The organism is Aliagarivorans taiwanensis DSM 22990 (assembly GCF_000429505.1).
In the GTDB taxonomy this organism is placed as follows: domain Bacteria; phylum Pseudomonadota; class Gammaproteobacteria; order Enterobacterales; family Celerinatantimonadaceae; genus Aliagarivorans; species Aliagarivorans taiwanensis.
Genome location: NZ_AUBZ01000010.1, coordinates 90,192 through 102,549 on the forward strand (window position 1 = coordinate 90,192; position 12,358 = coordinate 102,549).

Annotated in this window: 10 protein-coding genes; 6 read left to right on the forward strand and 4 right to left on the reverse strand. The window is 56.1% G+C overall.

Annotated features, from left to right (window positions below):
* Window positions 1–20 precede the first annotated feature (20 nt).
* Genes pdxJ through G462_RS0108555 form a run of 3 tightly spaced genes read left to right on the forward strand, consistent with a single transcriptional unit; the run spans window position 21 to window position 1,460 of the window.
* The gene (gene pdxJ, locus G462_RS0108545; RefSeq protein ID WP_026958636.1) at window positions 21–761 is read left to right on the forward strand and encodes a pyridoxine 5'-phosphate synthase; all 741 of its coding nucleotides are present in this window, start codon (window positions 21–23) and stop codon (window positions 759–761) included.
* A 13-nt stretch (window positions 762–774) separates the two neighbouring features.
* Complete coding sequence (gene acpS / locus G462_RS0108550; protein ID WP_026958637.1) at window positions 775–1,173, forward strand: holo-ACP synthase; 399 nt, start codon at window positions 775–777, stop codon at window positions 1,171–1,173.
* Complete coding sequence (locus G462_RS0108555; protein ID WP_026958638.1) at window positions 1,170–1,460, forward strand: hypothetical protein; 291 nt, start codon at window positions 1,170–1,172, stop codon at window positions 1,458–1,460. Before acpS ends, G462_RS0108555 begins: the two co-directional genes overlap by 4 nt.
* 81 nt (window positions 1,461–1,541) lie before the next feature.
* Here G462_RS0108555 and G462_RS0108560 read toward each other — a convergent pair whose 3' ends face one another.
* The gene (locus G462_RS0108560) at window positions 1,542–2,423 is read right to left on the reverse strand and encodes a DUF368 domain-containing protein (RefSeq protein WP_211234197.1); all 882 of its coding nucleotides are present in this window, start codon (window positions 2,421–2,423) and stop codon (window positions 1,542–1,544) included.
* A 368-nt stretch (window positions 2,424–2,791) separates the two neighbouring features.
* On the reverse strand, window positions 2,792–4,675 hold the full coding sequence (locus G462_RS0108565) for a putative ATP-dependent zinc protease (protein WP_026958640.1): 1,884 nt from the start codon (window positions 4,673–4,675) through the stop codon (window positions 2,792–2,794).
* A gap of 251 nt (window positions 4,676–4,926) precedes the next feature.
* On the opposite strand from G462_RS0108565, the gene G462_RS0108570 reads away from it, so the two are divergent.
* Genes G462_RS0108570 through G462_RS25040 form a run of 3 tightly spaced genes read left to right on the forward strand, consistent with a single transcriptional unit; the run spans window position 4,927 to window position 10,127 of the window.
* The gene (locus G462_RS0108570) at window positions 4,927–6,273 is read left to right on the forward strand and encodes an efflux RND transporter periplasmic adaptor subunit (RefSeq protein ID WP_026958641.1); all 1,347 of its coding nucleotides are present in this window, start codon (window positions 4,927–4,929) and stop codon (window positions 6,271–6,273) included.
* Window positions 6,274–6,275: 2 nt separating this feature from the next.
* Window positions 6,276–9,518 carry an efflux RND transporter permease subunit gene (locus G462_RS22160; RefSeq protein WP_051326621.1) on the forward strand — a complete coding sequence of 1,081 codons (3,243 nt, stop codon included), beginning with the start codon at window positions 6,276–6,278 and terminating at the stop codon, window positions 9,516–9,518.
* 3 nt (window positions 9,519–9,521) lie between these two features.
* Window positions 9,522–10,127 (forward strand): TetR family transcriptional regulator, encoded by a 606-nt coding sequence (locus G462_RS25040; protein ID WP_051326622.1) that lies wholly within the window; start codon window positions 9,522–9,524, stop codon window positions 10,125–10,127.
* A gap of 84 nt (window positions 10,128–10,211) precedes the next feature.
* Here the strand turns inward: G462_RS25040 and G462_RS0108585 are convergent, their stop codons facing one another.
* The gene (locus tag G462_RS0108585; RefSeq protein WP_026958642.1) at window positions 10,212–11,045 is read right to left on the reverse strand and encodes a PEP-CTERM sorting domain-containing protein; all 834 of its coding nucleotides are present in this window, start codon (window positions 11,043–11,045) and stop codon (window positions 10,212–10,214) included.
* Window positions 11,046–11,455: 410 nt separating this feature from the next.
* The gene (locus G462_RS0108590) at window positions 11,456–12,343 is read right to left on the reverse strand and encodes a sulfite exporter TauE/SafE family protein (protein WP_026958643.1); all 888 of its coding nucleotides are present in this window, start codon (window positions 12,341–12,343) and stop codon (window positions 11,456–11,458) included.
* Window positions 12,344–12,358: the final 15 nt, after the last annotated feature.

Genomic DNA, 12,358 nt, shown 5'->3' on the forward strand with positions numbered 1-12,358 from the left:
ACTATTAAGAGGAACAGGAAGTGAGTGAGATTCTACTCGGTGTCAACGTTGATCACGTGGCAACCCTAAGACAGGCACGTGGGACCAGCTATCCCGATCCTGCGTTTGCTGCGAGTATTGCCGAAATTGCCGGAGCCGATGGCATCACCATTCATTTGCGTGAAGACCGCCGTCATATCATCGACCGCGATGTCGCTGTGATGGTGCAAACCGTGCAAACCCGGGTGAACCTCGAGATGGCGGTGACCGACGAGATGGTCGATATCGCCGTGGCCCACAAACCTCACTTCGTGTGTCTGGTGCCTGAGAAGCGTGAAGAGCTCACCACTGAAGGTGGCCTGAACGTGGCGGGTAATGTGGAGCACATTCGCCAGGCGGTGGCCAAGCTATCAGAGGCCGGTATTCAGGTATCGCTGTTTATCGATGCCGATGATGATCAAATCGATGCTGCCGTAGAGGTGGGGGCTCCTTATATCGAACTGCACACCGGCCACTACGCTGATGCCACCGACGAAACCGAGCAGCAGGCCGAGCTGAAGAAGCTGGCTGCGGCTGCCAGCTACGCTGCCGACAAGGGCTTGAAGGTGAATGCTGGCCATGGTCTGCACTACCACAATGTGAAGCCAATTGCGGCGCTGCCTGAGATCTTCGAGCTGAATATCGGCCATGCAATTATCACCCGTGCGGTATTGGTGGGCATGGACGCGGCAGTGCGCGAGATGAAGCAGCTGATGCTGCAAGCGCGCGGCGTAAGCTGCTAGCTAGGCGGTAGCTATGCCAATCGTAGGTCTGGGAACCGACATCGTCGAGATCGAGCGGATCAGCGGTTCCCGCCAACAAGCGGCGCTAGCCAAGCGGGTGTTAACCCCCGCCGAGCTGGAGCAGATGCAGCAAAGTGCTCAGCCCGGGCGCTTTTTGGCTAAACGCTGGGCGGCCAAAGAGGCGGCAGCGAAAGCGCTGGGCACCGGTATCGCCCAAGGTATTAGCTTTCAGCATTTTGAGATTAGCCATGCCGCCAGCGGTCAGCCGCTGCTGCACTTTAGCCAGCAGGCCAAGCTGCGGGCCGAAGCGTTGGGCGTGGTATCGGCCCATATTAGTATTAGTGATGAGCGCCACTACGCGCTCGCAACGGTGGTGCTGGAAAGCGGCCATCCAACAGGAGAGAACAATTGATCGAACGTTATCGCATGCAGCTTGATCTGATGAGTCTGATGAAGCTGTTGTTTCTGGTGGGCTTTGGGGTAGGTTTTCTGCTGGGCCTGCTGATGGCCTTGTACACTCTGTCTCAAGGCGCAGACTTCTTTGGTGTGCTTATCACGGTGATTATCTCGCCGTTTAGTAACGGGGCGATCACCGCCGTGTTTGGCTTGATTGGCTACCCTTTCTACAACTGGTATTGCATGCGCAATCGCGGCCAGTTGCTCAGCGGCCGCTTCCAAAAAGAGCAGGATCAAGCCTAGCCTGCCGCCACCTAAAAAACAAAAGCCCTTGCCGTGTTATGCGCCAAGGGCTTTTTGCTGTTGGTGGCTAGCCTTTGAATATTAGTAACGCGCTTTGCGCTCCAGCGCCCACACAATGCCGCAGCCCAGTACCAAACAAACTACCGCCACAGGGATCTGCGCCGGCAGCTCGGTGAGTTGCTCATAGCTCCATGGCGAGATTGCCCGTTCAAACAGCGGCACCTGCTCACCCGAGGAGTTGGTACGCCAGCTCATCACTTCGCGCCACGGCCAGATCTTGCCTAAGGTGCCAAGCATCAAACAGCTTAGTAAGGCCAGCGTTTGGTCGTGGAAGCGTTTCAGCAGGTAAGACAGCAGATGGGCGATAGTTGCCAGACCGGTGGCGCAGCCGATGGCGAAGCAGGCCAGCAGCGGCAAATTAGCGGATTTGACCGCCAGTAACACCGGCTGATACAAGCCCAGCAGTAGCAGGATCATCGAGCCGGAAATACCGGGTAAGATCATCGCACAAATTGCAATCATGCCGCCGAGGAACACCCCAAGGTAGCCATCGGAGAGGGCGATGGGGTGGGCGAAGGTGATCAAGTAGGCGATGTAGAATCCGGCCAAGGCAGCCAGCCATACCGACGGGCTGCGGCTTTTTATCTGCCGCACGATCATCACAAAGGAGATCAGGATCAGCCCGCAAAAGAAGCTCCAGATGGCAATCGGTTGATTCTCCAGCAGGTAGCTGATCACCCGCGCCAGCGAGGCAATCGCAAAAAAAATGCCAGCCAGCAAGGTGGCCAAAAAGCCCGCATCCACTTGCTTGAGTACCGCCTTAAACCCTTGCTGGCGAAACACCTGCCACAGGCTCGGCTTAAACTGGCCAATCGCATCGAGTAAGCGATAGTAAATACCGCTGATAAAGGCGATGGTGCCGCCAGAGACTCCCGGCACCAAGTCGGCACAGCCCATGGCCATGCCTTTGAAAAAAACTGAAATATCGATCTTCAAGCTGAAATACCGTCGCGTGAGTAAGCTTGCCAACCAGCATACCGAAAGGGTACTGGCTGGCAAAGTATTATACCCGAACCACCTCAAGATACGCGCTCAGCGAGGTGTTACAAGCCCTTAGGCAAGGCACGATTGGAAGGCTCAGTGATTTAATTCAAAGAACAGTCTCGCGGCATGAGGGCTTGGAAAACTCGCCCTACGGGAAGAACTCAATGTCTATAGTTCGTCGTTGAAAGCACTTGAAAGGGGGATACCATTCCTGCGTACTTTCGCCTCGCCCTAAAGACATTGAGTTCCTCTGAGTCCCGCATCTTGAGGTGATTCGGGTATCGTCGTTACTTTTCAGTTAGCAGGAACTGCTCGTTGCTGCCTACTACCAAGCCGTGGCGTAGGAAGTTCTTGCCGAGGATCATCGGGTACTCAAAGCGCGAGCGATCTTGTAAGTTGACCTCGACACTGTGCTCAAGTGGCCCGAGCTTGACGTCTAGCTCTACCACGGGACGCTCGGCGGCGGTCTCACCGGCGCGGGCACGGATGCGCATGATCCGCTTGACCGGTTTGGTGAACTCGCGGCTGTTGCCGAAGTGGTCGCGATAGCTAAAGCGTACCCACTCCTCACCATTGCGTTGGAAACGCTCGATATGGTCGGCATGCACCGAGCTGACATCGGCGCCGGTATCCAACTTGGCTGGGAAGCTCATCCCTTCCAGCTCCACTTGTTCGATGTACCCGGCGCGGTATTGCTCCGTCAGCGCCAGGCGCTGCTCACGACGCACGTTTACCACCACCGAGTGCTCATCGCTCAGGCCGCGGCCAATCCGCAGCATCGAGGGGCTGCTGGCAGCCTCGCTCTGTTGCAGCGCGACTTCCGTTTCCAGCAGCTGCTCGCCCAGCTGCAGCTCAGCATCGATGACCGGGCGGCTCTCTTTACCTACTGCAATGCGTTTAAGCTGCGGTGACACCCGCTCATGGCGCTGTCCTTGGTTGTCGGTGAGTAGGTAGCTGACCTTGCGGCCCTTGCCACTGCCGCTGCTGACGATATTGCTGACATCTAACAGTGGCGTATTGACGCCGGTCGCAGGCTCTGCGGTGACCGGCTGGCCATCGACCAGCAGGGTCTCGAGGTTGCTGATCTCAATGGCTTGCGGATTGTCGATGGCAAAGCTCGACCAGCGCATATCTTTCTTGGCGATAAACTTCTGATCGAGGGCAATCTGGTAGTGCTGGGCTTGCGCTTCCAGACCGAGACGAAGCTGGGAGGACAGCTTGCTGCGGTCCTTCAGATAAACCAGCAGATGGTCAGGCTCGGCGCCGGCCTTATCGGGCGCTTGCCAATAAACTGGGATATACACCATCGGGTAGCTGGCATTGCTAAAGTTGAGCATCTTGTAGAGCGGCAGCTCTAAGGTTTGCGGCTTGCCTTTGGTGCCTTCGCTGCTGAAGCTGACTGTGCCCGCCTGCTCATCAACCACCACATTCATGGCATGTAGCATGCTGTGGCGACTGGAGAAGGTGTAGCTGACGTTCATCGGCATGCCCTCAAACCACGCCTTCTCCTGACGACCTAACATGCGCGCCTGTGCTTGCTCTCCCAAGTAGTCGGCACCGGCATCCACCCAGGCGGCATCTGCTAGGTAGCTCTTGCCAATCAGTACCGGGTAGCTGAAGCGGCTGCGGTCGGTTAGGTTAATGTCGGTAAGCGCTCGCTTACCGCCGATGTCTAGCTCTAAGCGAACCACTGGGCGGTATTGGCTCTCGTCGTCACCGCGGCCTTTGATCAGGCTTAAGCGGGCCAATGGTTTGGTCAGGCTTACTCGCTCACCGCCGTGAGGGTTGACCAGCGTGAAGCTGACGGTGGCGTTAATCTTGCGCTGGTCATTGTCGAACTCTTCCAGCCACCAAGAATCTTCTACCTTGCCGTAGTGCTCGCCAATTGCCCTCATCAGGGCTTGATCGCTGAGCTCGCTGAACAGGGGATTGCTGCTGTTCACATGGATATCTTCGGCGTGCATCGAGGTGGTTTCGGCGCCGGTGTCGATTTTGCCGGTGAGCGGCGCGCCGTTCAGCTCGGGGAGTGTGGGGAAGTGAATAAACTCGGTACGCCCCAGCACGATGCGCTGGTCACTTGGCTGTGGTTGAACTGAGCGGCTGGCGGCCTCGCTCGTAACAGTTGCCACGCTTACCAATAGGGTAAGCACCAGCATCCACCATGGCTTCATTGAGTCTCTCCAAGGATAACTAGTTGATAATTTGATGGTATAGCAGCTTTGACCAAGATAACACGGCAAATTGTCCGGTTTTGAGTAGCTGCTGCTTAGTTGCGCTGTTTCGTCCTGAGTAAGAGTGCAAAGCCTGCTAATAGTTGCATGATGGCGCTGGAAACTCGTCTGTATCTTGATGTGGCTTATTTATACATACAGGAATGTATGTATAATTCCTGGCGTTTCTGATTAAGTAGTGAGAGAGCGTTATGGCGAGCTTATTTACGCGTCTGCCCGACTGGGCTAAACGCATGCCGTTGTTGTTGATTGTATTGGGCTTGCTGGCTCTGGTGATGGTGCGCTATGTGCAGCTGCTGAACCAACCGGCGATGGCGCAGCGCCAGCTGCCGATTGCCAAGGTGGAAGTAGTAACCGTGCAGCCCGAGTCGATCAGCCGTTGGGTATTCTCCGAGGGCACCATCAAGGCCAAGCGTAAGGCCTTCCTCGACTTTGAGTACCCCGGCAAGGTGGTGGCGATTGGCACCCAACAAGATGGCACCGAACTGCGCGCTGGCTCGCGGGTGTTTGGCCCGCAGGGCGAGCTTAATCATGGTCAGCTACTGGCGCAGATCGACAGCCGCGATAACAGCGCGGTGGTCACCTCGCTGCAATCGCAACTGCAAGCCGTGGCGGCGCAGCGGCGCGAGCTAGAGGCGCGATTGCTGCAAGCGCAGAACGAGCGCACGCTTAATCAGCAAAACTACCAGCGAATGAAAGAGGTGCATCAGCGCGGGCTGATCTCCCAAGACGAGTTCGACCGGGTCAACACCGCCTGGCTGAACGCCCAAGCCTCGGTCACTGCCGCCGAAAGCGCACTCGCCGCAATTGATTCCGAGGCCAAGAGCCTGAGCGCCGAGCTAAACCGCGCCACCATCAGCTTGGAAAAAACCAGCCTGTTTGCTCCCTTCGATGGGGTGATCTCGGCAATGAACATCGTCGAAGACAACCACTACTACCTACCGATGAGCGCTGCCAGCGACCGTGAACGTGAGCTGAGCTCGGCGATTGTGGTGGTCGATGACAGCGAGCTGGAGGTGCGTCTCGAGATTGCCGGCCGCGATGCCGACCTTATCGAAGAGGGCCAAACCGTCTGGCTGGCCAGCGACGATCAGCAGCTTTATCAGGCGGCGCTACAGGACGGCGGAGAGCAGGACAGTGAAGAGCAGGGCAGCGAAGCGGCCAATGTCCATCAAGGCCGGGTGTGGTCGGTAAGCCCAGCCTTTAACCTGCAGCAGCGCTCGCTCACTGTCAAAGTGCGCCTGTCCCAGCAAGATGGCCGGCTGCGTGATGGCCAGTTTGTGCGGGTGTGGATCGCCGCACAGAACAAGCCGGAGGTGCTGGCGCTGCCGCTACATGCGCTGAGCTTTAGCGGCTCCGAGGCCTTTGTGTTTGTGGTGGATGAGCAGATGCGCGTCACCATCCGCGATGTCGAGCTAGGTATACAGGGCTTGAATAAGGTTGAGGTTACCAACGGGCTACAAGTTGGCGATACCGTGGTGACCCGTGGTCAGCACCTGCTGGTCGAGGGCGCTCAGGTTAATCTGGTGGAGCGCTAGAGATGCAGCGACTCACCAAAAAACTGTTTGTTGAAACCCAGCTGGCCAAGCTGCTGCTGGGGATGGTGCTGTTGGTCGGCATACTCGCCTACAACGGCATGGTGCGCGAGAACTATCCCGACCTGGAGATCCCCTCGGCGATTGTGCTGACCTACTGGCCGGGCGCCGCGCCGGAGCAGGTGGAGAAAGAGGTTACTAAGCACTTAGAAGATGAGATCCTGGCGCTAAAAGGGCTGAAGACTTTCTCCAGCGGCTCCTACAACTCCTTCTCAGTGGTTGCGGTGGAGTTCGATGCCGATATGCCGATGCTCGAGGCGATGCAGCTACTGCGCGATGCCATCGACAAGGCCGAGGCGGAGTTCCCCAGCGGCGCCGGTATTGAGAAGCCGGAGATCGAAGAGATGTCGGTCTCCAATATGCCGGTGATCTCTTGGTCGCTCAGTGGCAAGGTGAATAGCAGTAAGGCGGGGAGTGGTGAGGTTGACGACCTGCTGCTTACCGATACCGCCAAGCGGGTTGAGCGCGCCTTCGAGCAGCTGCCGCTGGTGAAAAAAGTCGATATCGTCGGGATGCGCGAGAAGAGCCTGCATGTGCGGCTCGACCCGTCGCGTTTGCGCGAGTTAGGAATATCCCCACTGTTGGTACGCGAGCGTATCCAGGCGGCCAACTTGGATATGGCCTGGGGCGAGTTTGAGGCCCAAGAGAACACCTTCACCATGTACTTGGCAGGGCGCTTTGAGCAGGTGCAGCAGGTGGAACAGCTACCAATATTGCGCTTGGGCGAGCGTACCGTGCGCTTGTATGAGCTGGCCGAGGTGGACTTGCGCCTCGACCGGGAGCGCAGCCGCACCTACTTCAGCATCGATGGCGAGCCCTTCCAACGCGGGGTTACGCTGGACGTGTTGAAACGTCCGGGCGCCGATACCTTTGCCGTTATCGACTCCACCATTGCCTTGGTGGAGGAGTTGCAAGGTCAGGCCGACTGGCCGCAGGGCCTGAGCATGACCCACATCAACGATGACGGCGAGCTGATCGAACAGGCCTTTAACGATATATCCAGCTCGATGCTGCAAGCGGTGGTGATCGTGTTTGCGGTACTGATGCTACTGCTCACCTGGCGTGAGGCATTAATCGCCGGTTTGGCGCTGCCGGTAACCATGCTGGCAGTGCTCGCCACCATGGGTGCGCTGGGCTACAGCTTTAACTCGATGATTATGATCGGCATGGTGCTGGCGCTCGGCCTGATGGTGGACGTGTACATCCTGGTGATGGAAGGGATGCATGAGAACCTGTTTGTCCGCCAGCTCAGCTTCGCCGAGGCTTCTATGGCCACGGTCAAACAGTTTGCTTTGCCGGCTACCGCCGGTCAGCTCACCACGATTTTGGCGATGGTGCCGATGATGATGGTGGGCGGGATCGATGGCAAGTTTATCCGCATCCTGCCAATCACCATTACTGTGACCTTGCTGCTAAGCCTGTTTGTCGCCTTCCTGGTCTGCTTGCCACTGTCGCGCTACATGCTGGAGAAGAATGCCGCCAACAGCCAGCCGCTGCTGATGGACAAATTCGCCGAACGGGTGCGCGAGGGCTTGAGCAACTGGCTAAGCCGCTGGGTACTGGCCAGCCGTGTACATGCTCTTGTCTGGAGCGTCGCCGCGTTTTGCCTGTTTGCCTTTAGCCTGCATATCGCGGGCCTGTTGCCCTCGGAGATGTACCCAGAGGCGGATGATCGTAAGATTGGTGTGTCTATTGAACTCGCTCCCGACGCCACCTTGGCCCAGTCGCAACGTGTCGCCGATAAGGCGGGCGAGTTTTTACTCGAGCAAGACTATATCGAGAAGATCATCGCCTACGTGGGCGCCAAGAGCCCGATGACCACCGCCAACCTCAACGATGCGCTGCTGCCGAGCGAGGCTTGGAATCAGGTGGGATTCAGCCTGACGCTGCTGCCCAAAGATCAGCGCGATAGCCTGTCGTTTGAATACCTAGAGCCGCTGCGCCAAGGGCTGGACAAGGCCTTGTTTGATGAACCGGGTCTGACGGTGAAGCTGGTGCACATCGGCGGAAACCCCGATACCGCGGCACCGATCCAGATCGATTTAATTGGTGCCGATTACAATCAACTGATTCACTTGGCGGCTGAGGTTAAGCGTCAGCTGCAAAGCATTCCCGGTAGCAGCGATGTGGCAGACAACCTAGGGCCAGCCCTAAACGAGATCCGCTTCTTCCCGCGCCATGAGATGCTCAGCTTCCACGGTATCGGTGAGGGCGAGCTGGCCCAGCAGATCCGGGTCGCCATGGAAGAGGATGAGATTGGCCACTTTAAGGTGGAAGGGGTGGAAGACGACCCGAAAATCCGCCTCAGTATGTTGTGGCCCAGCCGCTTGGGCAGCCAAGGCGGGCCAAGGCATATCGCCGAGCTAAACCAGCTGCCGATCCTCAACCAGCAGGGGCGGGTGGTACCGCTGCGCGAGTTGGTGGAGTTTCAGGTACAGCCGACTCCGCGGGTGTTTGTCCACCGTGAAGGGCAACGCACCGTAACTGTTACGGCACGGGCTGAAGGGCGCACCGCGGCGGAAGTGGTGGCTGACATGCAAGAGGTGATGAGCGAGCTAAGCGAGAATTGGCCGGCGGGCTATCGCTACGCCTTTGGTGGCGAGGTGACCAAGGCCGATGAGAGCTATGGGCAGATGGGGATCGCCTTCTTGGTGGCGATGGGCTCGATCTTTGTGTTGCTTAGCCTGATGTTTAACTCCTTCGCCCAGCCGCTGATTATTATTCTGGTGGTGCCACTGGCGATGATCGGTACCTTCTTTGGGTACTTCCTCACCGGCACGGTGATGTCCTTCTCCGGGCTTATCGGCATCGTCTCCTTGGCCGGTATTGCAGTGAACAACGGCATTGTGTTGGTGGATACCATGAACCAGCATCTGCGCCGTGGTGAAAGTGTGGCTCAGGCCGCCAGTTTGGGTGCGGCGGATCGCCTGCGGCCGATCCTCAGCACCAGCCTAACCACCATCTTGAGTCTGTTGCCGCTGGCCTATAGCGACCCGCAGTGGTATCCGCTGTGTATGGCGATTGTTTATGGGCTGGTGGCGTCAACCCTGATTTCCTTGGTGGTGATCCCGGCGTTTTATCTGCTGTTGACCAAGTCTGAGGTAACTAAACCTGTGGTAACCGGGCCTGTGGTCAAGCAGGAGCCTCTGCAAGTGAGCGAAACTAACATCGACGTAGAAGGAGTTTAATCGATGGCGCGACGTACCAAACAAGAGGCCGCCCAGACCCGGGTGGCCTTGTTAGCCGCCGCAACCGCCGTGTTTGCCGAGAAGGGCTTGGCCAAGACCACGCTGGCACAGATCGCCAGTCATGCCGGGCTGACCCGTGGTGCCATCTATTGGCACTTTGAGAACAAAGCTGCACTGGTCTGTGCCCTGTGGGATCAGCTACTCGAGCCCTATGGCGAGCTGTTCGATGAGATCGGCATGCGCACCCCTGGGGAGCTGCCCCAAGGGATGATGTTGATAGCCGAACGCCTGCTCCGTCAGCTGCTCGACGACCCGCAGATGCAAGCCTTGGTCAAGGTAAGCTTGCAAGCCCATGGTGACGATGAGTTTTTGGCGCATACTCAAGCCCAGCGCGACGAAGAGAAGCGCAAGATGCTGCTGGCCTTTCAGGCCATCGAAGCGGGCGGCTATTTGCAGGACTTTCACACGCCCTCATCGGCGGTGTTCTTGTATGTGGCTTTTATCAGTGGCTGCTTCGAGCGCTGGCATAGCGACCCGCAGAGCTACGATGCGGCCTGTGTGGAGAGTTTGTTAGCGGGGATAAAAGCCAGTTTGTTCAAAGGTGGCTAAGGTTTAAGGCGCAAAAAAGCCAGCTTGGGGGCTGGCTTGATCTTAGGCTTGGTTTGGTTTTGGAACGCGTTGTTGCTCGGGTTACTAGCGACGCTGACGACGGCGTACGCCTAACAGGCATAAGCCAAGGCCAAACATCGCAAGTACACCGGGTTCGCTGACAACATAGAACTGACCACTAGAGCCATTGAGTGTTCGACTAAACGTGCCATCGCCATTGTCTTTATAAGGCATATTCTCAATGTCGGTAACGTTGAAGGAGTAAAACCATCTTGGGTCGACATGTGAATAATCGTCACTAGTCACCAAGTCAAATATGCTAATGATGTCCCCTCCCCAACCAAGGGCAAAGAAGTTTTTAGAAAATTCAGCGTCATCAGCATCCATTTCATCCAGAAAATCGAAGTTAAATATCCCGTTAACGGGAATATCCCCGTATGCCACTTGACCTTCTTTGAGTATCAAATCCAAAACTTGAATACCTTGCTCTGGGTCGACAAAGTCTCCAGCTTGATCATCGAATGCTCGATAAGTCACGTTTATAGAGCCATGGGTGTATATTGCTACACCGTCTTCAAAGAGCCCTCCGACATTGTCGAAGGTGAAATCCAACAAATAGTCCACGCCGATTCCAGTTTCTCTGGCTATACCGCCTTCTTTCAACATAGCTACTTGGCCAAATCCTATATCCCAAAATGTGTCAGATGTAGGTGTACAATTCTTGCTGTCAACACACACAGCGCTATCAACGCTAGATATAAACGAGCTTTCAATAACCATATGGTTGTATGGTCCGATACGTCCGTAATCACCAGTGACATTCAAGTAGAGATCGCTGGCATTTATCAGTAGAGCATTGGGTGCAGAGCTTATACATAATGCAGCAAGACCCAATACTGCCTTCATAGATCCTTTCATAATCAGTTCCCTTAGATTAAGCGTTCAAACAAACAGAGCGCATTACTCTTGGCAAATAGCAGGAACCGTACCATTCGTAAAAATTTATAATTTACATGTGGTTACGCTCATCCATTAACGCGGTTAATAGGGTGGTGTAAAAGTTAATGGCAGCAAAAGCTGTAAATATAAAATGTATGTCACGCAAGGCGATGTACTGTTTAGCTTTATGATGTATTTGCCTTGGTTGGACCAGAAACAGCAGAATCAACTAAGAATAAATGGCTTGGGGTGGCGGGAAAGCCATGTTTTCTACCCCTTTAGTGTAAATATTTCTGACAATCGTTAGGGGTAAGACAGAATGAAAGTACATCAAAGAAAGCAAGCTCATCAAGCAAGGGCGACTCAGCACAAGACTTGCCCCTTATCGTCTACACAAACAGTTTGATGATCATCAAGCAGGCGAGGGCCAGTGAGCAACTCCCTACCAGCCGACGCAGCAGTTGCTCTTTTAGCGCGCGTACGGTGAAGGTGGCCAGTGGTACTGAGCACAGGGCGCCAGCGCTCAACGGCAGGGCCAGGCTCCAGTTGATCTGCTCCAGCAGTAGCATATAGGCCAGCAAACCAACCAGACAGGTGAGGGCCTCGCTAAATGAGGTGATCGCTACCGTTTTACGCGCCGAGATCCCCGACACCACTTGGCCTGAGGTCACCAATGGCCCATAGCCGCCACCGCTCACTCCCTTGTTAAAGGCTGCCAGAGTGCCGATGGCAAGGATATGTCCTAAGCGAAAGCGCAGTCGCTTGTTGGCGTTGAGCAGAGTAATCACGCCAGTTAGCAGGATGACGCCGGCGATAAACAGCGTTAGGTGCTGCTTCGAGATGCTAACGGCGAAGCTCACCGCTACCACCGCACCCAGTACGCTAAGCAGCCCCAATAAGCCCGCCACCCCGCGCGCTTGGCGATCGCCAAGGATATCTACATTGCCATCACGATGGTGCATCAGTGTGGCGGCAATGCCGGTGAGCAGTTCACTCAGCAAGATACATGGCACCACTTGTAGAGGTTCGAAGCCGGCCAGCAGCAGCAGCGGGATTAAGCTGGTGCCGTAGCCCATACCCAGACTCGAATCGATATATTCACAGCAAAAAGCGGCAGAGAACACCAGCAGCAAGGGAGTTAGCTGGTGGGGTTCGGTCAGCGTTAGCCAACCATGCGCAGTGAGTGCCAGCAGGCAGGCTGTAATCAGTAGCAGGCTGAGCTGTACTCGTCTTAGGCGCAGCAGATGGCTGGGGAGGGTAAGCAGTGCAGTCGTCATAGGAGTTCCTATTCT

What these genes read in the sequence shown, in the direction of transcription:
- acpS (WP_026958637.1), top strand. Translation starts at nt 775, where the DNA reads ATGCCAATCGTAGGTCTGGGAACCGACATCGTCGAGATCGAGCGGATC.
- G462_RS0108560 (WP_211234197.1), bottom strand. Translation starts at nt 2,423, where the DNA reads ATGGCCATGGGCTGTGCCGACTTGGTGCCGGGAGTCTCTGGCGGCACC.
- G462_RS0108565 (WP_026958640.1), bottom strand. Translation starts at nt 4,675, where the DNA reads ATGAAGCCATGGTGGATGCTGGTGCTTACCCTATTGGTAAGCGTGGCA.
- G462_RS0108570 (WP_026958641.1), top strand. Translation starts at nt 4,927, where the DNA reads ATGGCGAGCTTATTTACGCGTCTGCCCGACTGGGCTAAACGCATGCCG.
- G462_RS22160 (WP_051326621.1), top strand. Translation starts at nt 6,276, where the DNA reads ATGCAGCGACTCACCAAAAAACTGTTTGTTGAAACCCAGCTGGCCAAG.
- G462_RS25040 (WP_051326622.1), top strand. Translation starts at nt 9,522, where the DNA reads ATGGCGCGACGTACCAAACAAGAGGCCGCCCAGACCCGGGTGGCCTTG.
- G462_RS0108585 (WP_026958642.1), bottom strand. Translation starts at nt 11,045, where the DNA reads ATGAAAGGATCTATGAAGGCAGTATTGGGTCTTGCTGCATTATGTATA.
- G462_RS0108590 (WP_026958643.1), bottom strand. Translation starts at nt 12,343, where the DNA reads ATGACGACTGCACTGCTTACCCTCCCCAGCCATCTGCTGCGCCTAAGA.